Annotated in this window: 23 protein-coding genes; 20 read left to right on the forward strand and 3 right to left on the reverse strand. The window is 63.8% G+C overall.

The genetic code is table 11. The annotated features are described in order from the left end of the window. Window positions 1–12: 12 nt before the first annotated feature. On the reverse strand, window positions 13–558 hold the full coding sequence (locus ACFOEV_RS08430; RefSeq protein ID WP_386772796.1) for a DUF2062 domain-containing protein: 546 nt from the start codon (window positions 556–558) through the stop codon (window positions 13–15). A 144-nt stretch (window positions 559–702) separates the two neighbouring features. Here ACFOEV_RS08430 and ACFOEV_RS08435 point away from each other — a divergent pair, with 144 nt between their 5' ends. The 9 genes from ACFOEV_RS08435 to murB are packed head-to-tail and all read left to right on the forward strand — an operon-like array spanning window position 703 to window position 9,420. After that, window positions 703–2,982: a DNA internalization-related competence protein ComEC/Rec2 gene (locus ACFOEV_RS08435; protein ID WP_386772798.1), complete on the forward strand. Its 2,280-nt coding sequence runs from the start codon at window positions 703–705 to the stop codon at window positions 2,980–2,982. A 56-nt stretch (window positions 2,983–3,038) separates the two neighbouring features. Then, complete coding sequence (locus tag ACFOEV_RS08440) at window positions 3,039–3,725, forward strand: MotA/TolQ/ExbB proton channel family protein (RefSeq protein ID WP_386772801.1); 687 nt, start codon at window positions 3,039–3,041, stop codon at window positions 3,723–3,725. Next, window positions 3,722–4,150 carry an ExbD/TolR family protein gene (locus ACFOEV_RS08445; RefSeq protein WP_386772803.1) on the forward strand — a complete coding sequence of 143 codons (429 nt, stop codon included), beginning with the start codon at window positions 3,722–3,724 and terminating at the stop codon, window positions 4,148–4,150. Before ACFOEV_RS08440 ends, ACFOEV_RS08445 begins: the two co-directional genes overlap by 4 nt. Further along, a complete protein-coding gene (msbA, locus tag ACFOEV_RS08450) occupies window positions 4,147–5,886 on the forward strand; it encodes a lipid A export permease/ATP-binding protein MsbA (protein ID WP_386772805.1) in 1,740 nt (579 codons plus the stop codon). The genes ACFOEV_RS08445 and msbA overlap by 4 nt, the downstream gene beginning before the upstream one ends. Continuing rightward, window positions 5,883–6,920, forward strand: a complete 1,038-nt coding sequence (lpxK, locus tag ACFOEV_RS08455) for a tetraacyldisaccharide 4'-kinase (protein ID WP_386772807.1) — start codon at window positions 5,883–5,885, stop codon at window positions 6,918–6,920. Before msbA ends, lpxK begins: the two co-directional genes overlap by 4 nt. Before the next feature lie 4 nt (window positions 6,921–6,924). After that, a complete protein-coding gene (locus ACFOEV_RS08460; RefSeq protein ID WP_386772809.1) occupies window positions 6,925–7,134 on the forward strand; it encodes a Trm112 family protein in 210 nt (69 codons plus the stop codon). Continuing rightward, window positions 7,127–7,915: a 3-deoxy-manno-octulosonate cytidylyltransferase gene (gene kdsB / locus ACFOEV_RS08465; RefSeq protein WP_386772811.1), complete on the forward strand. Its 789-nt coding sequence runs from the start codon at window positions 7,127–7,129 to the stop codon at window positions 7,913–7,915. Before ACFOEV_RS08460 ends, kdsB begins: the two co-directional genes overlap by 8 nt. A gap of 3 nt (window positions 7,916–7,918) precedes the next feature. Then, window positions 7,919–8,395: a low molecular weight protein-tyrosine-phosphatase gene (locus ACFOEV_RS08470; RefSeq protein ID WP_386772813.1), complete on the forward strand. Its 477-nt coding sequence runs from the start codon at window positions 7,919–7,921 to the stop codon at window positions 8,393–8,395. Continuing rightward, window positions 8,392–9,420: a UDP-N-acetylmuramate dehydrogenase gene (murB, locus tag ACFOEV_RS08475; protein WP_386772815.1), complete on the forward strand. Its 1,029-nt coding sequence runs from the start codon at window positions 8,392–8,394 to the stop codon at window positions 9,418–9,420. The genes ACFOEV_RS08470 and murB overlap by 4 nt, the downstream gene beginning before the upstream one ends. Window positions 9,421–9,515: 95 nt before the next feature. Here murB and rne read toward each other — a convergent pair whose 3' ends face one another. Further along, window positions 9,516–12,707 carry a ribonuclease E gene (rne, locus tag ACFOEV_RS08480; protein WP_386772817.1) on the reverse strand — a complete coding sequence of 1,064 codons (3,192 nt, stop codon included), beginning with the start codon at window positions 12,705–12,707 and terminating at the stop codon, window positions 9,516–9,518. Between the two features lie 591 nt (window positions 12,708–13,298). On the opposite strand from rne, the gene rluC reads away from it, so the two are divergent. From rluC to sppA, 3 genes are read left to right on the forward strand one after another with little or no spacing between them, the layout of a single operon-like run. Beyond that, the gene (gene rluC / locus ACFOEV_RS08485; RefSeq protein WP_386772820.1) at window positions 13,299–14,246 is read left to right on the forward strand and encodes a 23S rRNA pseudouridine(955/2504/2580) synthase RluC; all 948 of its coding nucleotides are present in this window, start codon (window positions 13,299–13,301) and stop codon (window positions 14,244–14,246) included. Between the two features lie 14 nt (window positions 14,247–14,260). After that, window positions 14,261–14,911, forward strand: coding sequence for an HAD-IA family hydrolase (locus tag ACFOEV_RS08490; protein WP_386772822.1), 651 nt, complete (start codon window positions 14,261–14,263; stop codon window positions 14,909–14,911). Window positions 14,912–14,939: 28 nt separating this feature from the next. Continuing rightward, a complete protein-coding gene (gene sppA, locus ACFOEV_RS08495) occupies window positions 14,940–16,031 on the forward strand; it encodes a signal peptide peptidase SppA (RefSeq protein WP_386772824.1) in 1,092 nt (363 codons plus the stop codon). A gap of 173 nt (window positions 16,032–16,204) precedes the next feature. On the opposite strand, the gene ACFOEV_RS08500 is transcribed toward sppA, so the two are convergent. Beyond that, complete coding sequence (locus tag ACFOEV_RS08500; RefSeq protein WP_386772826.1) at window positions 16,205–16,792, reverse strand: Maf family protein; 588 nt, start codon at window positions 16,790–16,792, stop codon at window positions 16,205–16,207. 135 nt (window positions 16,793–16,927) lie between these two features. On the opposite strand from ACFOEV_RS08500, the gene ACFOEV_RS08505 reads away from it, so the two are divergent. The 8 genes from ACFOEV_RS08505 to pabC all read left to right on the forward strand — a co-directional run bounded on the left by ACFOEV_RS08505 (window position 16,928) and on the right by pabC (window position 23,206). After that, the gene (locus ACFOEV_RS08505) at window positions 16,928–17,455 is read left to right on the forward strand and encodes a YceD family protein (protein WP_386772828.1); all 528 of its coding nucleotides are present in this window, start codon (window positions 16,928–16,930) and stop codon (window positions 17,453–17,455) included. 31 nt (window positions 17,456–17,486) lie between these two features. Further along, window positions 17,487–17,657 carry a 50S ribosomal protein L32 gene (gene rpmF, locus ACFOEV_RS08510; RefSeq protein ID WP_386772830.1) on the forward strand — a complete coding sequence of 57 codons (171 nt, stop codon included), beginning with the start codon at window positions 17,487–17,489 and terminating at the stop codon, window positions 17,655–17,657. Window positions 17,658–17,699: 42 nt separating this feature from the next. Further along, window positions 17,700–18,794, forward strand: a complete 1,095-nt coding sequence (gene plsX, locus ACFOEV_RS08515) for a phosphate acyltransferase PlsX (protein WP_386772832.1) — start codon at window positions 17,700–17,702, stop codon at window positions 18,792–18,794. 5 nt (window positions 18,795–18,799) lie between these two features. Further along, window positions 18,800–19,756, forward strand: coding sequence for an ACP S-malonyltransferase (gene fabD, locus ACFOEV_RS08520; protein ID WP_386772834.1), 957 nt, complete (start codon window positions 18,800–18,802; stop codon window positions 19,754–19,756). Between the two features lie 47 nt (window positions 19,757–19,803). Further along, window positions 19,804–20,547: a 3-oxoacyl-ACP reductase FabG gene (fabG, locus tag ACFOEV_RS08525; RefSeq protein WP_386772836.1), complete on the forward strand. Its 744-nt coding sequence runs from the start codon at window positions 19,804–19,806 to the stop codon at window positions 20,545–20,547. A gap of 101 nt (window positions 20,548–20,648) precedes the next feature. Continuing rightward, window positions 20,649–20,882, forward strand: coding sequence for an acyl carrier protein (gene acpP / locus ACFOEV_RS08530; protein ID WP_016414620.1), 234 nt, complete (start codon window positions 20,649–20,651; stop codon window positions 20,880–20,882). Between the two features lie 245 nt (window positions 20,883–21,127). Then, complete coding sequence (gene fabF / locus ACFOEV_RS08535; RefSeq protein WP_386772838.1) at window positions 21,128–22,366, forward strand: beta-ketoacyl-ACP synthase II; 1,239 nt, start codon at window positions 21,128–21,130, stop codon at window positions 22,364–22,366. Between the two features lie 15 nt (window positions 22,367–22,381). Next, a complete protein-coding gene (pabC, locus tag ACFOEV_RS08540) occupies window positions 22,382–23,206 on the forward strand; it encodes an aminodeoxychorismate lyase (RefSeq protein ID WP_386772840.1) in 825 nt (274 codons plus the stop codon). Window position 23,207: the final 1 nt, after the last annotated feature.

Consider the following 23,207-nt stretch of genomic DNA (forward strand, 5'->3'; position numbering starts at 1 on the left):
GGCGGATGGATGTCAGAGATCGTCGACTGCCGAGCGTCGGGCGTGGCGGCGCTTGAGGCGGCGACGCTTCCAACTGCGCGATACGTGCCAGCGCCAGATCAGGCGGATCACCAGGTTGCCAACCAGCCCCGCCACGACCGCCGATACCAGCGACCCTAGCGCCAGTATCGGCAGGATGTCGAGCATCTGGTCGGCGATCCAGCGCGTCGATAGCCGTGCCGGTGCCTCACGTGCCGGGGTGCTCAGCAGCCATGCCCCGAGCCGATAATTGCCATAGAAGATCACCGGCATGGTCAGGGGGTTGGTAATCCACACCAGCCCTACCGATAGCGGTAGGTTGCAGCGCAGCAGCCAGGCCCCGAAAGCCGCCACCAGCATCTGGAAGGGGATCGGCAACAGCGCACTGAACAACCCCACCATGAAGGCGTTGGCCACCGAGCGGCGCGATAACATCCACAGCGAGGGATTGCCGATCAAATGGCTGACGAAGCGCAAAGAGCGTCTGCGCCTGAGCGTGTCGGGATGGGGTAGGTAGCGCTGTAGAAAGCGGCGCGGCATGAAGTCGGCCCGTCGGTTCGTGACCCGAGCTATTATCCATACAAGCCGTAGGCCCCGCCATGTTTGAAGCTGCCGCAGGAGAGGCGGCTGTGGTGATCGGCGCGATGACGCGGCGTGGGAGTCATGAGCAGCAGGAGCAAAGGAATGCGAACGGGACTGGCGATGCCATTGGCTGTTGCCGCGTTGTCGGGGGCGGCCTTGGGTGGTCTGTCGCCGCCCGGGCTATTCGAGGCAGGAGCACTGGCACTACTGGTGGTTGCCCGGCAGCGTGTCTGGGTGTTGTTGCTGCTGACGCTGGCGTTGGCGGCCGGCCAAGTGCTGTGGGCGCGCCAGGCGCAGTTGCCGCAGGGGCTCTCCGGCGTGACCCTTCGTGTTGAAGGGCGAATCGTCTCGTTGACCCGCGAAGGCGACCGGGCGCGCCTGCACTTCGAGGTGAAGGACTGCCAGCCGCTCGAGGCGAACCGACTGCCCTGCAATCGCCTGCGTCGCATACGCCTGAGTGCCTTTGTTGCCGATGACTGGGAGGTGGGCGAGCGCTGGGCCTTGAGCGTGCGACTGCGTCCGCCCCGGGGGTTCGCCAACCCGCATACCTTCGATTATGGCGCCTGGCTATGGCGAGAGGGGATCGATGCCACCGGTTATGTGCGCCGCGAGCCGGCGGCGGTTCGCCTGGAGGCGGCAAGACCCTCGCTACGCCGCATGGCATTGGCGCACCTGGATGACCAGGTGCTGGACGATTCGGCGCGACGCTGGTTGGCCGCCCTCACGTTGGGCGCGGGGGAACGCCTGAACGCAGACGACTGGGCGTTGCTCAATGCCAGCGGCACCACCCACCTGATGGTCATCTCCGGTTTGCATGTGGGACTGGTGGCGGCTTTTGTACTGCTGTTGGCGCGAGGCGGGGCGCGCCTGGTCACCCCGGGGCGCTGGCGAATGGCGGTGTGGCCATGGTGGGCAGCGGGGGTGGCGAGTGTCGGCTATGCCTGGCTGGCGGGGCTCGAACCTCCCGCGATGCGTGCCATGCTCATGACACTGATGGGGCTGTGGGTGACTAGCGGCCGCCATGCCCCCGGGGCATGGCAGGGGTGGTGGCTGGCCCTGGCGTTGGTGGTGGCGAGCGACCCCCTGTCGGTATGGCGTCCGGGGTTATGGCTATCGTTTGTTGCCGTGGCCTTGTTGATCCTGATCTGGCAGCGACGCGGACGGCCGCGAGGGGTGTATGGCTGGTGCTGGGCGTTGGTACGCACGCAACTGCTGTTGGCTCCATTGATGGCGGCGGCGGTGATACTGGCCTTTGCGCGCGTGGCGCCCGTGGCGCCGCTGGTCAACCTGGTGGCGGTGCCCTTGGTGAGTATGCTGATGGTGCCACTGGGGCTGCTGGGCTGGCTGCTGGTCGGCATTCCTCCACTGGCTCAAGGGTGCTGGGGGCTATTCGCCTGGTTGGCCGGTGGCCTCGAGGCACTGCTCGTCCAGGCCGTTGCCTGGTTGCCACTCTGGGAGCCGGCACCTTGGCAGGTGCTGCCTGTGGCAACGGCGCTGGGAATGATCAGCATGCTGTGGGCATTGCCCGGGCTCGAGCGTGGGTTGCGCGTGACGGGAACGCTATTGCTGGGGGTACTGCCAACAGTGCTGGAGCCCCCAGCGATCGGCGAGGGGCAGGTTCGCGTGCGAGTGCACGATGTGGGGCAGGGGCAAGTGGTCGAGTTGCGTACCGCAACCCATCGCCTGCTGTATGATACCGGACCGCGCTTCCGTTCCGGCTTCATGCCTCTGGCCATGCTATGGCCGTCCGGGCAGGTCTTCGATAGGGTCATCGTCAGCCATGACGATCTCGATCACGCCGGCGGCGTGCCGGCCTTGGCCGACCATCGCGTGCAGGACTACCGGGCACCGTCGGGCGAGATCATCGGGGTGCCTTTCTCTCCTTGCCGTGCTGGAGAGGCCTGGCGCTGGGATGGCGTGGACTTGCGCTTTCTGTGGCCGCCATCCGGAGACAATGCGCGCTGGTCGAGCAATGACCGCTCCTGCGTGCTGCTGGTCGAGGCCGGCGGGCAACGCCTGCTGATCACCGGCGATGTCGGCAATGATATCGAGCGACGCCTTTTGCGTCAGGTACCGTTGCCGTTGCAGGGGCTGGTGGCCGGCCACCATGGCAGCCGTACCAGCTCGGGGCCGCAGTGGGTCACCGAACTCTCGCCACGGCACGTCATCTTCAGCGCCGGGCGCGACAATGCCTTCGGGCATCCCCATGACGACGTGGTGCGTCGTTTTCGTCGCCAGCGAAGCTGCCTGTGGAACACTGCCCTGGACGGTGCCGTCACTCTGTGGCTGGGAGATGGTGCTGCGGCGCCGGTGGCCGGCACACGGCCGCTGCCGGGCGGCGGTGTCGAAGGCCCCTGTCATGAGGTAGAATCGCAGCCTTGAGCGGGGGCGAGAGGCTTCGTCGCCCGCTGCTCTTGGGTTTGGAGGGGGAGCTTCGGATGGATGTGCTCGACGCCTTGGTGGCCGGCGGTTGGTTGATGATACCGCTATTGGGCTGTTCGTTGGTGGCCACGGTGATCGTTATCGAGCGGTTGTGGACGCTCCGAGCCCGACGGATCGCCCCATTGGGGCTGAGCCAGGAGGTCTGCACCTTAATTGCCCGAGGCCAGGTGAACCTCTACTGGCTGGAGAGCCATTCGCCGTTGGGAGGCGTGCTGGCTGCCGGGCTGCGCAATGCGCGACTCGGCCATGAACAGGTGCGGGCGCGGCTGCAGGAAGCCGCTACGGCGGTGATCCACGATATGGAGCGCTTCCTGAGCCCGCTGGGCACCATCGCCGCCATTACGCCCCTGATCGGTCTGCTGGGTACGGTGGTGGGCATGATCGAGGTCTTTGCCGTGATCGTCACTGCCGATGGCGTCGAGCGCACTGCCGATCTTGCCGGCGGTATTTCGCAGGCACTGGTGACCACCGCTGCCGGCCTCACGGTGGCCATTCCGGCATTGATGTTCCATCGTTACTTCCAGCGCCGTGTGGAGGACATCACCGTGCGCATGGAGGAGCAGGCCGGGCAATTGGTAGAGTTTCTGGCGCATCACCAGGGTGAGCTGACGTTGGCCGAACGGCATGATGGCGAGCGGCACGATACCGAGGGGCGTCACGGAACTCGAGTGGAGGGCTCGTGAGATTCCCCCGGCGACGTCGTGATCCGGTGGAGGTCAATCTTACCCCATTGATCGACGTGGTTTTTCTGCTGCTGATCTTCTTCATGGTGTCGACCACTTTCGAAACCCGACAGGCGCTGCAGCTCGAGTTGCCGGAAAGCGTCGCGGGCTCGGCTCTGGAAGCGTCGCCGGTGACGCTGGTGGTCGACGCCGAGGGCGAATATCGGCTGGGCGGTACGCAGGTGTCGGCCGAGGAATTGGCATCGGCACTGGCGACCCGGGTCGAGGTGGCGCGGGAGCATGGATTGATCGTCGAGGCCGATGGCCGCGCACGACATGCCGTCGTCGTCAGGGCTCTGGATCAGGCCGCCGCTTTGGGTATCACTCGTGTGCGCATCGCCACGCGTGAGGGCGAAGATTCATTCATACAAGCGGAGACACCGTGACACAGACGTCAGGCTGGTCCCTCTACAAGCGCCTGCTGGGTTATGTCAGGCCATACTGGAAATCCTTCCTGCTGGCGGTGCTGGGGTATGCCATCTATGCGGCGTCCAGCACCGCCCTGGCGGAGATGATGAAGCGCCTGATCGATGGCATTCAGAGCCCCGATGCAGCCTTTCGTCTGTTCCTGCCGCTGTTCGTGGTGGGCATGTTCGTCACCCGTGGGGTGGGTACCTTCCTGGGTACCTATTTCATGAGCGATGTGGCGCGCAATGTGGTGCACGCACTGCGCTGCGACGTATTCAACCACATGTTGCACCTGCCCGGGCACTTCTTCGACTCCCATTCCAGTGGCCATCTGATCTCGCGGGTGACCTACCATGTCGAGCAGGTCACCGGAGCGGCGAGTAACGCGATCACCATTCTGCTGCGCGAAGGGTTGTTCGTGATCGGCTTGATCACTTACCTGGTGTGGACCAACTGGCTGCTGACGTTGCTGTTCCTGGCCGTGACGCCGCTGATCGGTGGTGTCGTCACCTATGCCAGCAAACGCTTCCGGCGGATCTCGCAGCGTATCCAGTATTCCATGGGCGATGTCACCCATGTGGCCTCGGAAGCCTTGTCCGGGTACCGGGTAGTACGCACCCACGGGGCCGAGGACTACGAGAAGCGCCGCTTCGCCAAGGCCAGCGAGTACAACCGCCAGCAGAGCATGAAAGAAGCCCTGACGAAGGCCGTCAGCACACCGGTGATCCAACTGCTGGTGGCGCTGGCGCTGGCGGTGCTGGTATGGCTGGCGATGGCGCCGGAGCTGATGAATAACATGACGGCAGGGGAGTTCGTCGCCTTCGTCACCGCGGCCTCGCTGATGGCCAAACCAGTGCGCCAGCTCACCGAGGTCAACAGTGTGATCCAGAAAGGCATCGCCGCGTCGAGCGAACTGTTCGGTTTGCTGGCCGAATCGCCCGAGCACGATACCGGCACTCGCGTGCCTCCCCGTTTCGTCGGCCGGGTGCGCTACGAGGGTGTGCGCTTTGCCTATGGTAAGGACCAGCCGGAGGTGCTCAAGGGCATCGATCTCGACGTCGCTGCGGGCGAGATGATCGCCATCGTGGGACGTTCGGGCAGCGGCAAATCGACTCTGGTCAGTCTGCTGCCGCGTTTCTACCGCCCCACGAAGGGCCGCATTCTCATCGACGAAGTGCCAATCGAAGAATACCGCCTGTCGCCACTGCGCCGTCAGATCGCCCTGGTATCGCAACAGGTCACGCTGTTCAATGCCAGTATCGCCGACAACATCGCCTATGGGGTACCTGGGGCCAGCCGTGATGCCATCGAGGCCGCCGCCCGTGCCGCCTATGCAGATGAGTTCATCGAGCGTCTTCCGGCAGGGTATGACACCGTGGTCGGCGACAATGGTGTGATGCTGTCCGGTGGGCAGCGTCAACGCCTGGCCATCGCGCGCGCCATTTTCAAGGATGCGCCGATCCTGATTCTCGACGAGGCCACGTCAGCACTGGACACCGAGTCCGAGCGTTATATCCAGCGAGCGCTGGAGGAAGTCTGTCGTGGGCGGACCACCTTCGTCATCGCTCATCGGTTGTCGACCATCGAACGTGCCGATCGCATTCTGGTCATGGAGCAGGGCGAAATCGTCGAGCGTGGCTCCCATGCCGAGTTGCTGGCGCGAGATGGGGCCTATGCGGCACTGTATCGCCTGCAGTTCCAGGAGCCGGCGTGAAGGTAAAGGCCGTGCTGGGTGTGTACTTGCTGTCGGCGTGGTATCGAGGTGCCGCCTGGCTCAGGCTGCTGGCGCCGCTCGAGTGGATATATCGTTACTGGATGCGCGCTCGCGCTCGGGCGTATGCCGCGGGTCGCAAGCCGGTATGGCAGGCGCCGGTACCGGTGATCGTGGTCGGTAACATCACGCTCGGCGGGACCGGCAAGTCACCATTGGTCGCCTGGCTGGCATGCTGGCTATCCGAACAGGGCTATCGACCGGGCATCCTGTCGCGTGGCTACGCGGGTCGCAGTGACGCTTACCCGCTGCGAGTGCTGGCCGATACCCCGGCCAGCCAGTGTGGCGACGAGCCGCTGATGTTGGCGAGGCAGACCGGAGTGCCGGTGGTGGTCGATCCCGTGCGCCCGCGGGGAGCGCGTCGCCTCCTGCAGGAAGGTTGCGATATCCTGATTGCAGATGACGGGCTGCAGCATCTCGCACTGGGTCGTGATCTCGAACTGGTGGTGGTCGATGGCGAACGGGGCTTCGGTAACGGCCGTTGTCTGCCGGCCGGTCCGTTGCGCGAACCCTTGGCGCGGCTGGCGAGTTGCGATGCCCTGATCGTCAACGGCCGGTCGCGTCAGACCATGCCCGAGCCGTATCACGAGATGCGCCTGGTGCCACGCTATTGGCGACGAGTGTGCGACGATACCCGGACGCCCGTCGAGACACCGCCTTTCGATGGTCCGGTGCATGCCGTCGCCGGGATCGGGCATCCCGAGCGCTTCTTTGCCACTCTGGATGCCCTGGGGCTCGAGGTCGAGCCGCACCCTTTTGCCGATCATCATGATTTCGGCGCGGCGGATCTGTCCTTCGGCGATGGGCGCGCCGTGGTGATGACCGCCAAGGATGCAGTGAAATGTCGTGACATCGCCGATGGCCGCTGTTGGGCGCTGGACGTGGAGGCTCGACCGGAGCCCGCCTTCATCGACTGGCTGGCGGTTCGCCTGCGATCCCTGATGAGTGACGATTACCTATCACGTTCCAGGAGATGAGACGATGGACAAGGAACTGCTGGCCATGCTGGTTTGCCCATTGTGCCAGGGCAAGCTCAAGTATGACCGTGAGCGGGGTGAACTGAAGTGTCATTTCGATGGCTTGGCGTTTCCGATACGCGATGGTATCCCGGTGATGCTGGAAGAGGAAGCCCGGGTCATGGATGTCGATGAGAAGCTTGGCAAGTCGCCGGGAGCGACCAGGAATGAGTGATTTCATCGCGGTGATTCCGGCACGCTATGCTTCCAGCCGCCTGCCGGGCAAGCCGCTGCTCGATCTCGGCGGTGAGCCGATGGTGGTGCGCGTCTGGCGTCAGGCCCTGCAAAGTCGGGCCTCGCGGGTGATCGTCGCGACCGATGACGAGCGTATCCGCGATGCCGTGGAGGCAGTCGACGGCGAAGTGGTCATGACCCGCACCGACCATCCCACGGGAACCGACCGCCTGGCCGAGGTGGTCGAGTCACTGGCGCTGACCGGTGACGCCATCCTGGTCAACGTGCAGGGCGATGAACCGCTGCTGCCGGCGGCGTTGATCGATCAGGTGGCGGTACGCCTGGCCGAGGATTCCGAGGCATCGATCGCCACCCTTGCCGAGCCGATCGGCGACGCCGAGACGCTGTTCAATCCCAGTGTGGTCAAGGTGGTACGCGATCTTGCCGGCCGGGCACTGTATTTCTCGCGTGCTCCCATCCCATGGAACAGGGAAGCCTGGGGGCGCGAGATCGGTGGCCCGCATCATGAGCGGCTCGAGCATGAGAACTGGCTGCGCCATATCGGCCTGTATGCCTATCGGGCGAGCTTTCTGGCCGCTTATCGCGACTGGCCGCCCGCGCCTCTGGAACGGCTCGAGCAGCTCGAACAACTGCGGGCCCTGCACTACGGTCATCGGATTCAGGTGGCCTTGGCCTGTGAGGGCCATCCGGCCGGGGTCGATACCGTCGAGGATCTGGAACGGGTCAGGGCGCTGTTAGCCGTTGACGATGGGGAGCGATAAGCGATGCGCGTACTGCTGGTGTGTCTGGGCAATATCTGCCGTTCGCCTACCGCAGAGGGCATCCTGCGTCACAAGCTTGAGCAGGCCGGGTTGGCGGACCGGGTCGAGGTCGATTCCTGTGGTACCGGACACTGGCATCTCGGCAAGACCCCGGACCGGCGTGCCAGGGCCGCGGCGGCACGGCGCGGGTTCGACTTGAGCGCGCTGCGCGCCCGTCAGCTCGACGATAGCGACTTCCAACGCTTCGACTATCTGTTGGCGATGGATCATGACAATCTGTTGGCGCTCGAGGCGCGGCGTCCACCGGATTGCCAGGCGCATATCGGGCTCTTTCTGGACTTTGCCGGCTACGAGGACAAGGCGGTGCCCGATCCCTTTTTCGGCGGCGCACGGGGCTTCGAGGAGGTGCTGGACTTGATCGAGGCTGGTGCCGACGGCCTGATTGCCACCCTGCGCCGCCGCCTGGAGACGTCGCCTTGAGCCTAGAGATATACCACGATCACGACCTGCGTGGCGCCAATACGCTAGGCCTGCCCAGTCGCGCCGACCGCTTCGTGGCTCCCGCCAGCCATGCCGAGCTGATGGCAGCGATATCCCTGGCCCGAGAGCGCCAGTGGCCGTTGACGCTGCTGGGCGGGGGGAGCAACCTGATTCTTGACGAGCGTCTGGCGGGATTGATAGTGCAACCAGTCTTTGCCAAATGGTGGTTGGAGGAGGGGGGCGCCGAGACGGTGCGGGTTCACGTCGAAGCAGGCATGGACTGGCACACGCTGGTCATGGCACTGGTCGAGCGTGACCTGTGGGGCATCGAAAATCTGGCACTGATTCCCGGCCATTGTGGCGCGGCGCCGATCCAGAATATCGGTGCCTACGGGGTTGAGCTGGCCGAGGTGCTCGAGGCCGTGCATCTGGTGCATCTCGATAATGGCCACGAGGAGGTGCTCGGCGTCTCCGACTGCGCTTTCGGTTACCGCGATAGCATCTTCAAGGGGAAACTGGATGGCCGGGTGGCGATCACTCGGCTGGTATTGCGACTTTCCCGCCGACCACGACCGCGCCTCGATTATGGTGACCTGGCCAGCCGACTAGGACTGGCGCCGTCGGCACGCGAGATTGCCGAGGCGGTATGTCGAGTGCGCCGCGAGAAATTGCCCGATCCCTCGCAGCTGGGTAATGCCGGCAGTTTTTTCAAGAACCCCCTGGTCTGCGCCGAAAAGGCCAGGGCCCTGCTGCGCGAGAACCCTGACTTGCCCCACTTTGCTCAAGGGGATGGCCGGGTCAAGCTGGCGGCGGGTTGGTTGATCGATCGCTGTGGGCTCAAGGGGCATCGGGAAGGAGCCTTCGGGGTACATGATCGTCAGGCACTGGTGTTGGTACACCATGGTGGGGGCAATGCTCGTGGACTGCTGGATTTCGCTCACACCATTGCCGCACGAGTGTATCGGCGCTTTGGTGTGAAGCTCGAGCGCGAGCCACGACTGGTGGGAGTCGACGAGCCAGCTTGAGCGCGTCGAGTCCCTGAAACACAAACGCCCACCGCGATTTGCGGTGGGCGTTTTCGATAGAGATCCGGGAGCTCGTGCTTTCCCGGACATTCGGCTCACTTGCCGTCTTCGGCCTTGGTGGTCTGCTGCTCGCGGCGGCGGATTTCCCGTGGGTCGTTATGTGCCCGGCGCCGACGACGAGTCGCCGACTTGGTAACGGCCTCCGGCGCAACGGCATCGGTTTCCGCCTTGGCCTCGGCCTCAGCTTTCTCGGCCTTGGGCTCGGCAGTCGGCTTGGTTTCCGCCTTGGCCTCGGCCTCAGCTTTCTCGGCCTTGGGCTCGGCAGTCGGCTTGGTTTCCGCCTTGGCCTCGGCCTCAGCTTTCTCGGCCTTGGGCTCGGCAGTCGGCTTGGTTTCCGCCTTGGCCTCGGCCTCAGCTTTCTCGGCCTTGGGCCCGGCAGTCGGCTTGGTTTCCGTCTTGGCCTCGGCCTCAGCTTTCTCGGCCTTAGGCCCGGCAGCCGGCTTGGTTTCCGCCTTGGCGTCGGGCTGGGCTGTCTCGGTCTTGGGCTCGGCCTTGGGCTCGGTAGCCGGCTTGGTTTCCGCCTTGGCCTCGGGCTGGGCTTTCTCGGTCTTGGGCTCGGCCTTTGGCTCGGCAGCCGGCTTGGTCTCCGCCTTGGCCTCGGGTTGGGCTGTCTCGGTCTTGGGCCCGGCAGCCGGCTTGGTCTCCGCCTTGGCGTCGGGCTGGGCTGTCTCGGTCTTGGGCTCGGCCTTGGGCTCGGCAGCCGGCTTGGTTTCCGCCTTGGCGTCGGGCTGGGCTTTCTCGGCCTTGGGCTCGGCCTTGGGCCCGGCAGCCGGCTTGGTTTCCCCCTTGGTCTCGGGCTGGGCTGTCTCGGCCTTGGGCTCGGCAGCCGGCTTGGTTTCCCCCTTGGTCTCGGGCTGGGCTGTCTCAGCCTTGGGCTCGGCAACCGGCTTGGCTGCCGGTTGCTTGGGCGCCTCCGCCGTAGGCTGGGCTTCGGCTTTGGGCTCGGCAGCCGGCGTTGGCGCCTCTGCCTTGGCGGCCTCCGCCTGTAAACGCTCCTGCTCGGCCTGGGCCTCAGGGTTCAGCGCATGCTTGCGGGTGCGTTGCCGCGGATTGTTGCGGGTCCGCTTGGGCTTGCCGTCACTGCTGGGTTTGTCGCTGTCCTTGCTCTTGGAGACATCACCAGTGGTGGCAGTCTTGTCGGCCTGTGCCGCTTCCCGCTGTCGGCTATCCTGAGGCCGCTGCCCCTCGTCGCTCGAGCGCCCGCGCCCGCGCTGACCATGGCCCTCTGCCGGGCTCTTACGGGTAGTATCGCTGCGGCTATCCGCTTTGACCTGACTGTCCTTGGCCTCGCGGCTGTCGCCACGTCCTGCCTCCTGGCGCTGGCCGCGGCCCTGGCGCGTCTCGTCACGGCTATCACCACGACCGCGACGGCCACCTCCGTTGCGCCCGCCTCGGCTACCGCGTTCGCCACGCGAATCGCTCTCCTGGCTGCGAGCTGCTGGCTGGCGGGAAGGGGCTTGCTGGTCACGGGGTGTCGGCGCCGTATGGCGCTCATCGGCACCGCCGAGCAGCTTGGCAAGTCCCTTGACCAGGCGCGACAGGGCTCCTTCACTCTGCGGAGTGCTGGCCGGAGCGACCTCGGCTTCGTCAGCGGGGACGTCCTGCTGCAAGGAGGCGGGCGCCGGCGCATTGTGCACCACGCTCTTGACCGCGGCTTCGGCGCGCTGTACCGGCTTGCTGAAGCTCGGATCGGGCTCCTTGCCGATCTCGGTCTCGGTGGAGAGTTCGAAGCTCGACTTGTCGGCCTCTTCCTCGTCGATATGATCGTCACGCAGACGCTGGACATCGTAGTGAGGCGTATCCATCTCGGGGCTGGGTAGCATCACCACCTTGACCCCTTGGCGACGCTCGATCTCGGCCAGCACGCTGCGCTTCTCGTTGAGCAGATAGGTGGCCACCGGCACCGGCAGGATGGCGCGAATCTGTGCGCTGCGCTCCTTCATGGCCTCTTCTTCGATCAGGCGCATGATCGACAGCGACAACGAACGCACATCGCGAATGGTGCCCTGGCCAACGCAGCGTGGACAGACCACACCGCTGGTTTCGCCCAGCGACGGGCGCAGACGCTGTCGAGACATCTCCATCAAGCCGAAGCGCGAGATGCGACCGATCTGTACCCGGGCGCGGTCGAGCTTGAGCGCATCACGCATGCGATTCTCGACATCGCGCTGGTTGCGTGCCGGACTCATGTCGATGAAATCGATGACCACCAGGCCGCCGATATCGCGCAGGCGCAGTTGGCGGGCGATCTCGTCGGCGGCTTCCAGGTTGGTCTGCAGCGCGGTTTCCTCGATATCGCTGCCGCGCGTGGCACGCGCCGAGTTGATATCGATGGAGACCAGGGCTTCGGTGTGATCGATGACGATGGAACCGCCGGACGGCAGTTTCACTTCACGCTGGTAGGCCGTCTCGATCTGCGATTCGAGCTGGAAGCGCGAGAACAGTGGCACCTCGTCGGCGTAGAGCTTGATCTTCTGCTGGTAGGACGGCATGACCTGGCGAATGAAGCTCAGGGCCTCCTGGTGTACCTCGGGGTTGTCGATCAGTACCTCGCCGATGTCCTGGCGCAGGTAATCGCGCATGGCGCGGATGATGACGTTGGATTCACGGTAGATCAGGAAAGGCGCAGGGCGCTTGCCGGCTTCCTCGGTGATCGATTCCCACACCTGGACCAGGTAGTCGAGGTCCCACTGCAGCTCTTCGGGACTGCGACCAATCCCCGCGGTGCGCACGATCACCCCCATCTTGTCGGGCAGGGTCAGTTGCCCCATGGCCTCCTTGAGCTGGGTGCGTTCGTCACCTTCGATACGCCGCGAAATACCGCCTGCCCGTGGATTGTTGGGCATCAGTACCAGGAAGCGACCGGCCAGGCTGATGAAGGTGGTCAGGGCGGCACCCTTGTTGCCACGTTCTTCCTTGTCGACCTGGATGATGACTTCCTGGCCTTCCTTGAGCACTTCCTTGATGTTGGGGCGCCCGCTGGGTTCCTTGGAGAAGTATTCGCGGGAAATTTCCTTCAACGGCAGGAAGCCGTGACGCTCGGCACCAAAGTCGACGAAGGCGGCTTCGAGGGAGGGTTCGATGCGGGTGATCTTACCGCGATAGATGTTGGCTTTTTTCTGTTCCCTGGCACCGGATTCGATATCCAGGTCGTACAGGCGTTGTCCATCGACCAGCGCGACGCGCAGCTCTTCGGGCTGGGTCGCATTGATGAGCATCCGTTTCATGTTGTCTCGCTAACTGAGTCGCGCCGGATGGCGGGCAGTGTGCGTCGACGAAGGCGAACCTCTGGTGCTGCGTGCTTGTGCTCAGCGCATGTCGCGGATGCGGTACAGCGCCCGGACATGACCGCACGCGGATAGCGTCACGGCCATGACTTGATCATGTTGAGTACGCGGCGGCGGCAGGACATGTTTCGGTGGGCATGATCACGCCCATCCGGCCCTGCGGTCTACCGCCAGACACCTGGCATTCATCGATTCGCCAACGCCGGCCTCCGGCACGGTGTTGAAAGTCCCCGTGGCCTGCGAACCGTCCGGCGTTGTGGCGCGGGTACGGTCCGGGGTCCGGGCGTGGCGTTCTCTCGTTCTATCTATGTCACTTCATTTGCTACTGGCGCCGTGACGACTCTTGTTCGTCGTGGCGGCCTTATTCGTCGCTCTGGCCTGCGTGTCAGCAGTGCAGGCGCGTTTTCCGGGCGCTTGTTGCCCATTTGAGCGAGCTGGAAATATACCAGTAATGCTGGATAGCAGCAATTGACGCAGTCGCTGTCGCTCTGCGGTAGAATGTCCTTTTTGCAGGTTCGGTGAGGAAAGGGCATGGCCGAAGGGCGTAATGTACAGTGGGTCGAGGTTTCCGAGGGACAGGTTGGGCAGCGTATCGACAATTTCCTGCGCACACGTCTCAAGGGCGCCCCCAAGGCCTTGATCTACCGGATCGTGCGCAAGGGGGAAGTGCGCGTGAACAAGAAGCGCGTCAAGGTCGACTATCGGCTGGTGGTCGGCGATCTGGTGCGTATCCCGCCGTTGCGTCTGGCGCCCGAAGAGGCGGTGCGAGATGTCAGTGACAATCTGCGTAACTTGCTGGCCGGCAGCGTATTGGTGGAGGGGCCTGAGTGGTTGGTGATCAACAAGCCGTCGGGGCTGGCGGTGCATGGCGGCAGCGGGGTCAAGATCGGTCTGATCGAGGCGCTGCGCCAGGTGCGCGAAGACCTTGATTTTCTCGAGCTGGTGCACCGCCTCGACCGGGACACTTCAGGTTGCCTGTTGCTGGCCAAGACACGTCCGGCATTGCTCGCGCTCAATAACGCCCTCATGCAGCGCCAGATGGACAAGCAATATCTGGCCCTGGTGGCCGGGCGCTGGCCGGCGCGGCGCGACTATGTCAGCGCCCGACTGGACCGCTTCGAGGCCGGCAATGGCGAACGACGGGTGCGGGTCGATGCCGAAGGCAAAGTCTCACGGACCCGCTTTGCGGTACGCGAAACCTTCGCCAAGGCCACCCTGGTGGAGGCCGAGCCGGTCACTGGGCGTACCCACCAGATCCGCGTGCATGCCGCTCATGCCGGCCACCCCCTACTGGGCGACGACAAGTACGGCTCGCGCGAGGGGCAGCAGCTCGCTGCTCGTCTCGGGTTGTCTCGGCTGTTCTTGCATGCGGCCGCGCTGACCTTTCCCGAGCCCACCAGTGGTCGGCCGGTGCATATCAAGGCACCGCTTGGCGACGAACTGAACGAGGCGCTGACGAGGGCGCGCCAGCAGTCCTGACGTCTGGAGAAAAGATGCGTTACCGATTGGTGATCTTCGATTGGGATGGCACCCTGATGGATTCCGAATCAAGGATCGTCGCTTGCATGCAGGCAGCGGCCCGAGATGCCGGGTGGGGGGAGCTGAGTCGCGAAAGTGTAAGCGATATCATCGGACTGGGCCTGCCCGAAGCCATAGCACGGATGTGTCCAGGGATTTCGGGGCAACAGGCGCTCCTGTTGCGTGAACGTTATTCCCATCACTTCGTATTGGCCGACCAGACGCCGCAGGCGTTCTTTCCCGGTGTCGAGGCGGGCCTCGCCAGGCTGCGTGAGAGCCCTGAGCTGCGGCTGGCCGTGGCTACCGGAAAGAGCCGTCGTGGCCTCGATCGCGTGTTTGCAGCCAACGGCAGTGGCGCCTGGTTCCATGCCAGCCGGACGGCCGACGAGACCCGCTCGAAGCCGCATCCGCAGATGCTCGAGGAACTCCTGGCCGAGTTTGACGTCGAGGTAGGCGATGCCCTGATGGTCGGCGATACCGAATACGATCTGGATATGGCTCGTGCCTTGGGCATGGACCGGGTGGCCGTGACCTATGGGGTGCACGCCGCTGAACGGCTGGCGCGAAGCACGCCGACCTTCACTGTCGATAGTTTCCCCGAATTGATTGACTGGCTATGCCACTGACCCGATTTCACTACCGAGCGGGATGCCAATGAGTGACGACAACCACCACGACGACAAATGGACGCAAGGCCCCCAATTGAGCCCCGAAGAGGCGCAGCGCCAACGTGATTCGCAAGCTCGCGGCTCCGGACCGTCGGCTCAGGCGGGCGAGGATGCCGAGACGCTGCGCGAGCGCCAGCGCCTGGCGCAGCTCGAAATGATGGGGCGTTGGATCGATGGTGTGCTCGTCGAGCAACGTCGCAGTCGGCGCTGGAAGTTGTTCTTTCGTTTCTTCTTTGCGGCTCTGATCCTGGCTTCGCTGGCGATTGCCGCCTATGGCCTGTTTGCAGCGAGCCGCTCGTCGGTGCCCACGGTGCCGCACTTGGGGGTGGTAAGCATCGAGGGGCCCATCGACAGCGAGTCGCCGGCCAATGCCGAGCGGATCATCGAGGGGCTGGAGCGCGCCTGGAAAAGCAAGACGACCGAGGCCGTGGTGCTGCATATCAACAGCCCCGGTGGCAGCCCGGTGCAGTCGCAGCGCATCTACCAGGAGATCATGCGGCTGCGCGATACAGGCGACAAGCCTATCATCGCGGTGATCGAGGATATCGGTGCCAGTGGGGGCTACTATATTGCCGCGGCCGCCGATGAGATCGTTGCTGCGCCTTCGAGCCTGGTGGGGTCGATCGGGGTGGTTTCCGCCGGCTTCGGCCTGGAAGAGGCCATCGATCGCCTGGGTGTGGAGCGTCGTGTCTTTGCCTCTGGTGACAACAAGGCATTCCTCGACCCATTCTCGGAGATCGCACCTCAGCAGCGGGCATTCTGGCAGGAAGTGCTGGACACGACTCACCGCCAATTCATTGAGGCCGTGAAGGCAGGGCGTGGCGAGCGTCTGGCCAATGACGAGCGGCTGTTCTCCGGGTTGATCTGGACCGGCGAGCAAGCTGTCGATCTGGGGTTGGTGGACAGCCTCAACAGCCTGGACGGTGTGGCGCGCGAGCGGTTGGAAGAGCCGCGTCTGCGCGATTACACGCCGCCACTCGATCCCTTTGAACGCCTGACGCGACGTTTCGGGCGGGTTGCCGCTGAGTGGATGGGTATCCCCAGCAGCCAGTCGCCGCTGCGCTACCAGGTATACTAGCTATTAGCTGTAAGCTTTAAGCTGTAAGAAAACCACAAAGGCTTAGTTGTATGGCACAAGGCCGCATATTCTGGCTTACGGCTTACGGCTTACGGCTTACGGCTTACGGCTTACGGCTTACGGCTTACGGCTTACGGCTTACGGCTTACGGCTTACGGCTTACGGCTTACGGCTTACGGTTCGGCGAGCGGGTCCAGTCCGGCCTCGCGTAGCATCTCGCACAGGCGGATCAGCGGCAGACCGATCAGGGTGTTGGGGTCGTCGCCCTCGAGTTTCTCGAACAGGGCGATGCCGAGCCCCTCCATGCGGAAGCTGCCGGCGCAGTCCAACGGCATCTCGCGTGCCACGTAGTTGGCGATCTCGCGCTCGCTGAGACGGCGGAAGACCACGTCGTAGCGCTCATGACAGACGCGATGCTGGCCGCGGCGGGTGTCGAGGAGGGCCAGCCCGGTCAAAAAACGCACCCGCTGGCCGGAAAAGCGTGCCAGGTTGGCGCGTGCGGTGGCCTCGTCGCCGGGTTTGCCGAGAATTTCGCTGTCGAAGAGCGCGATCTGGTCGGAGCCGATGATCAAGTGCCGGGGATAGTCGGCAGCGAGGCGGCTGGCCTTGCTCAGCGCCAAACGGTGTACCAGTGCCTCGGGCGACTCGTCGGGGCGCGGGGTTTCGTCGATATCGGGGCTGGCCCACGCATAGGGCAGGGCAAGCCGGTCGAGTAGCTGGCGGCGCCAGCGTGACCCCGAGGCGAGTACCAGAGATGTCATGGGCATTTCCTCGGTGGTGAACCAGGATGGGGGAGTCGCGGCGCGCCCAGTTGAGTCTGCCTTGCAGTGGGCAGGGTTGTACAGGGGTACGGGTGCTTTGACAGAGGCGGGGGGAGTGCCTATCATTGCGCGCCTATGTTGACCACACGACTCCCATTACAGGTCGAGCCCTATCGGCTCGCCGCCCAGGATGAACGTCTCGAGGGCCTGGTGGCACTCGAGGCCTTCGAGCGCCTGGCGCTTGACGTCGGCGCGCAGCAGGGCGATTGCCAGGCGCGGCTCGATTTCGGTATCGATGCGCAGGGTCGGCGAGTCATCGAAGGCTGGCTCGAGGCCGAGGTGCTGCTGCCTTGTCGTCGCTGTCTGGAAGCGATGCCGGTGCGTGTCGAGAGCCACTTCCTGTTGGGGGTGGTTTCCGACGATGCTGTGGCGGCCGCGTTGCCGAGCACCCACGAGCCAGTGTTGGTGGAAAACGAACAGCTGAATCTCCTGAGTGTGCTCGAGGACGAACTGATCCTCAGCCTGCCTCAGGTGATTTACCACGACGAGGCCCAGTGCAACGTCTCTCGCGACCAGCTGACCAGCGGGGCGGACTCCGAGGGCTCGGAAAATCCTGCTGCTAACCCTTTCGAGGTGTTGCGCACCTTGAAAGGCAAATCCTGATCATTGTCGATGCACTTTGGAGTGATATCCCATGGCAGTTCAAAAGAATCGCAAGACCCGTTCCAAGCGCGGCATGCGCCGTAGCCACGATGCGCTGTCCGCGCCGACCCTGTCCCAGGACAAGGAGACCGGTACCACTCACCTGCGCCACCACGTCTCTCCGGACGGCTTCTATCGTGGTCGCAAGGTCATCGACGTTTGAGTCGATGACCACTCTGGCGACGCTCGATAGCTGACGCTGACCGTGCGACTCGCCATCGATGCGATGGGCGGGGACCTGGGTCCCCGTGCCACCGTACTCGGGTCGGCTCAGGCGCTGCTGGCGCATCCCCGGCTGGAGGTCCAGCTGTTCGGTCGCCAAGCCGAGCTGGAGCGCACGCTCGATGCTCTGCCCAACTCGTTGTCCACCGTTCTGACACGTCTTTCCCTGCAACACTCGCCGACGATCATTGCCGAGGCCATGAAGCCTTCGAGTGCGCTGCGTGCGCCTCGTGACTCGAGCTTGGCGATGATGCTCGACTGTGTGGCGACCGGCGAGGCGGATGCTGCTGTCAGTGCCGGCAATACCGGTGCCCTGATGGCCTTGTCACGGCGAGCGTTGGGAACGGTGGCCGGGGTGCCGCGTCCGGCGATCAGCACGGCGATCCCCACCCGTAGCGGGGGGCGCTGCTATTTGCTCGATCTGGGGGCCAACGTCGAAGCCAGCGCCGAGCGGTTGGTGGACTTTGCCTGGATGGGCGACGTCATGGCGCGTCAGGTCGATGGGCTGGAAGCGCCGCGAGTCGCACTGCTGAATGTCGGTGTCGAGGGGACCAAGGGTACCGCCAGCGTGCGCCAGGCCGATGCCTTGCTGCGTCAGGCCGGCGACCTTGACTACCGCGGGTTCGTCGAAGGCGACGGCATCTTCTCGGGAGAGGTCGACGTGGTGGTCTGCGATGGTTTCGTCGGCAACGCCGTGCTCAAGGCCAGCGAAGGGTTGGCGCGAATGTTGATCGGTCGGGTCCAGCAAACGTTTGAGGCCCATTGGAGTAGCCGCCTGATCGGGGCCCTGGCGCGCCCCGCCCTGCGGCGTTTGAAAAACCAGCTCGATCCGGTGCGCTACAATGGTGCCAGTCTTCTGGGGTTGGGAGGGATCGTGGTCAAGAGCCATGGCGGTGCCGAGGCCACGGGCTTTGCCTATGCCGTGTCGCGAGCCGTGCAGGAAGTCGAGCGTGCTCTGCCGACGCATCTTGCCTCCGAACTCAGTAGGCGCCGGTCGGCGATCGCCGCGGTCCCGCGCGATTTCGGCACGGGTGGGCCCCCAGCTTGCCGACCCGATGAATACAATAGTGAAAGGTGATAGCCATGACACAATCCCTGGCCCTCGTGTTTCCGGGGCAGGGCTCCCAGCATGTCGGAATGATGCGGGAGCTGGCCGAACGCTACAGCGTGGTGCGCACGACCTTCGAGGAAGCGTCGGATGCGTTGGGGTATGACCTCTGGAATGTGGTACAGGAGGGGCCTGAGGAGGCCCTGAATGCTACCGCTTGCACTCAGCCGGCGCTGCTGACAGCCAGTGTCGCCATCTGGCGCGTGTGGCAGGAGCTTGAAGGTCCGCGTCCGTCGGTCATGGCGGGGCATAGCCTGGGCGAGTATAGCGCCATGGTGTGCGCCGGCGTGTTGACCTTCGCCGAAGGGGTGCAGCTGGTTCGGCTGCGTGGCGAGGCCATGCAGGAAGCGGTGCCGGTGGGACAGGGTGCCATGGCGGCCGTGTTGGGTCTTGACGATGCTGCCGTGGAGCAGGCCTGCGAAACGGCTGCCGAGCGGGATGAAGTGGTGTCGGCGGTCAACTATAATGCGCCAGGCCAAGTGGTTATCGCCGGCAGCAAGGCCGCGGTGGAGCGTGCTGTGGCACTGTGTCAGGAAGCCGGTGCCAAGCGTGCGCTACCCTTGCCGGTGTCGGTGCCATCGCATTGCGCATTGATGCGTCCGGCCGCCGAGCGTTTGTCGGCCGCCATGCAGGACATCGATATTCGTCCGCCACGTTATACCGTGATACAGAATGTCGATGCCCAGGCGCATGCCGATGTCGAAACACTGCGCGCTCGTTTGGTCGAGCAGCTCTATCGGCCGGTGCGTTGGACCGCTTGCATCGAGGCGATGGTCGCACAGGGCGCCGAGGTCTTTATCGAGTGCGGCCCGGGCAAGGTACTGACGGGACTCAACAAGCGCATCGCGCGCGGCAGCAAGGGGCTGGCGGTCAACGACCCCGATAGCCTGGCTGCAGCACTGGAGCTGGCCCGGGACATGGCCAGCCAATAAATGGGCAATGCTGCCCGACAACGACGTGGATTCATTCGGGACGGATTATGACAAGCGTTCGCAGAATTGCTCTGGTCACTGGGGCCAGTCGCGGTATCGGCCGTGCCATCGCTCACGAACTGGGTCGTCAGGGACGTGTGGTGATCGGAACGGCCACCAGTGAACAAGGAGCCGAGAAGATCGATGCCGAGCTCAAGGCGCAGGGGATCGAAGGTGCCGGTCGAAAACTTGATGTCACCGACCAGGCTAGCGTCGATGCGCTGATCAAGGAGATCGGTGAAACGTTCGGCGCGCCGACGATTCTCGTCAATAATGCCGGGATCACTCGCGACAATCTGCTGATGCGGATGAAGGAAGATGAGTGGGATACGGTGCTCGATACCAATCTCAAGTCCGTCTATCGTGTGTCCAAGGCTTGCGTCCGTGGCATGACCAAGGCGCGATTCGGTCGCATCGTCAGTATCAGTTCGGTTGTCGCCACCATGGGCAACCTGGGCCAGAGCAACTATGCTGCCGCCAAGGCTGGCATGGAAGGATTCTCGCGTGCGCTGGCACGTGAAGTCGCATCGCGCAATATCACTGTCAATACGGTGGCGCCGGGGTTCATTGCCACCGACATGACCGAGTCATTGCCCGAGGCACAGCACGAAGCATTGTTGGCACAGATTCCGCTGGCTCGCCTGGGGCAGCCTGAGGAAATTGCTGCTGCCGTGGGTTTCTTGACCAGCGATGCGGCCAGTTATATCACCGGGGAGACCTTGCAGGTCAATGGTGGCATGAATATGCGCTGACAGCTCGGTCGACGCTTGTGTTGCGTCGGCGAGGGGCGGTCTATAAACTACCCCGCAGCTTTTTGGCTTGCGGATTTCGTACGACTAGGAGTGACGACATAATGAGCACCATCGAAGAGCGCGTGAAGAAGGTTGTGGCCGAACGTCTGAACGTCAAGGAAGAGGACATCCAGAACACTTCTTCCTTCACCGAGGACCTCGGCGCGGATTCCCTGGATACCGTCGAGCTGGTGATGGCGCTCGAAGAGGAATTCGATACCGAAATCCCTGACGAAGAAGCTGAGAAGATCACTACCGTTCAGGAAGCGATCGACTACGTCAACGCGCACCAGTAAGGCGTGACGTCACGTTCGTGACCGTAGCGGAACGCAGCGCTGGGACCAGTGTCTGTATGGAGAGCCGTTCTGGAAACAGAACGGCTCTCGCTTTTTGGCAAGCGCAGCAGCCGGAGCGAGGTTAACGGATTTGCATGCCGGCGGCACACGTCCAGGCTGTTCAGGTATAATGCGCGAAACATGGCATGCTACCCATCTTCGCGTTGGTAGGAACGTGCCACCCAAAGAAGTCTGGAGGAAAGCTGATGCCTCGTAAAAGGGTCGTGGTCACCGGACTCGGTCTGGTAACCCCCGTGGGCAATACCGTCAAGGAGAGTTGGGACAACATCCTGGCCGGCAAGAGTGGTATCGCCGCTATCGAGCATTTCGATACCAATGGGCTCAACACGCGTTTCGGCGGCTCGGTCAGGGGGTTCGACATCAGTCCGTATCTCAACCCCAAGGATGCCCGCAAGATGGACCTGTTCATCCAGTACGGGGTGGCCGCCGGAACGCAGGCAATCCAGGATGCCGGAATCGAGTGTACCGAGGAGAATGCCCACCGCATCGGGGTGGCGATCGGCTCGGGAATCGGTGGCCTGCCGATGATCGAGCATAACCATCAAGCCATGATCAAGGGGGGCGCCCGGCGCATCTCACCGTTCTTCGTGCCGGGTTCGATCATCAACATGATTTCTGGCAACCTGGCGATTCAGCATGGTTTCCGGGGACCCAATATCGCGATCGTCACCGCCTGTACCACCGGCACGCACAATATTGGCTACAGTGCGCGCACCATCGCCTACGGCGATGCCGACGTGATGCTGTGCGGTGGCGCCGAGATGGCCACCACCCCGTTGGGACTGGGCGGTTTCTCCGCGGCACGCGCACTGTCGACGCGTAACGACGACCCGGCAGCCGCCAGCCGGCCTTGGGACCGTGACCGCGACGGCTTCGTGCTTTCCGATGGCGCTGGCGTATTGGTGCTGGAAGAGTATGAACACGCCAAGAAGCGGGGGGCGACCATCTATGCCGAACTCACCGGCTTCGGCATGAGCGATGATGCCTACCATATGACCGCGCCACCGGAAGATGGCAGTGGAGCGGCCTTGTCGATGAGCAATGCCATTCACGATGCGGGCATCGATCCGGCACGCATCGATTACATCAATGCCCATGGCACCTCCACGCCGGCCGGCGACCTGGCCGAGACGCGAGCGGTGAAGAAGGTCATGGGCGAGGCGGCGAATCGGGTGGCAGTGAGTTCGACCAAGTCGATGATCGGTCACCTATTGGGAGCCGCCGGCGCGGTCGAGGCCGTGTTCAGCGTGTTGGCGATTCGCGACCAGATTGCACCGCCGACCATCAACCTGGACAATCCCCAGGAGGGTTGTGACCTCGACTACGTGCCGCACACCGCGCGGGAAATGAAGATCGATGTCGCCTTGTCGAATTCGTTCGGGTTCGGTGGCACCAATGGCTCGCTGGTCTTTACTCGTTTGTGACGCCAGGGTCGAAGCATGGTGAGCGATGACGCCACGCTGCCGCTGGACGATCGTGGCCTGGCATATGGCGATGGACTGTTCGAAACGGTGCTGGTGTACGATGGCCGGCCCCGTTTATGGGATTATCATGTGGCGCGGTTGCTCGATGGTTGCCAGCGGCTGGGCATTCCGGCGCCATCGCGCGCTACCCTGGATCGTTTGCCCCGCCAGGCGGGTCCCGGTCTCCAGGTGCTCAAGCTGGTCCTGACCCGAGGGAGTGGGGGGCGAGGCTATCTGCCGCCGCAAACCGCGGAGCCGCGCCTGCGCTGGCAGTGCACCCCATTCGCTGCCAATGAACGCCACTGGCGGGATGGGATACGCGTTCGTCATTGCGCCCTACGCCTCGCGATCCAGCCGGCCCTCGCTGGTCTCAAGCATCTCAATCGACTCGAGAACGTGCTGGCCCGTCGCGAATGGTCCGATCCCGAGACGATCGAGGGTCTGTTGAGCGATCACGAGGGGCGTCTGGTCGAGGCGACCTGCATGAACGTCTTCTGGTGCCGAGGCGAGCGCCTGGAAACGCCGCGCCTCGAGCGTTGCGGTGTCGCCGGTACCCTGCGTCAAGCATTGCTCGAGCGACTGCCGATCTCCGAAGTGGATGCCGACCCTCGGATACTGAACGAGGTGGATGCATTATGGTTGGGCAACTCGGTACAAGGAATCTGGCCCGTGATCCGGCTCGACGATACCGAGGGCTGCTGTCTCGCCGAATGGAAGCTGACCGATCGCCATCGTGAGCTACAGAATAGCGCCCAGCAGTTGCTGGGCTATCCGGTACTGCCCCCGGCTGGGGTATCCTGAG

Source organism: Litchfieldella rifensis, assembly GCF_042646605.1.
GTDB classification, from domain to species: domain Bacteria; phylum Pseudomonadota; class Gammaproteobacteria; order Pseudomonadales; family Halomonadaceae; genus Litchfieldella; species Litchfieldella rifensis.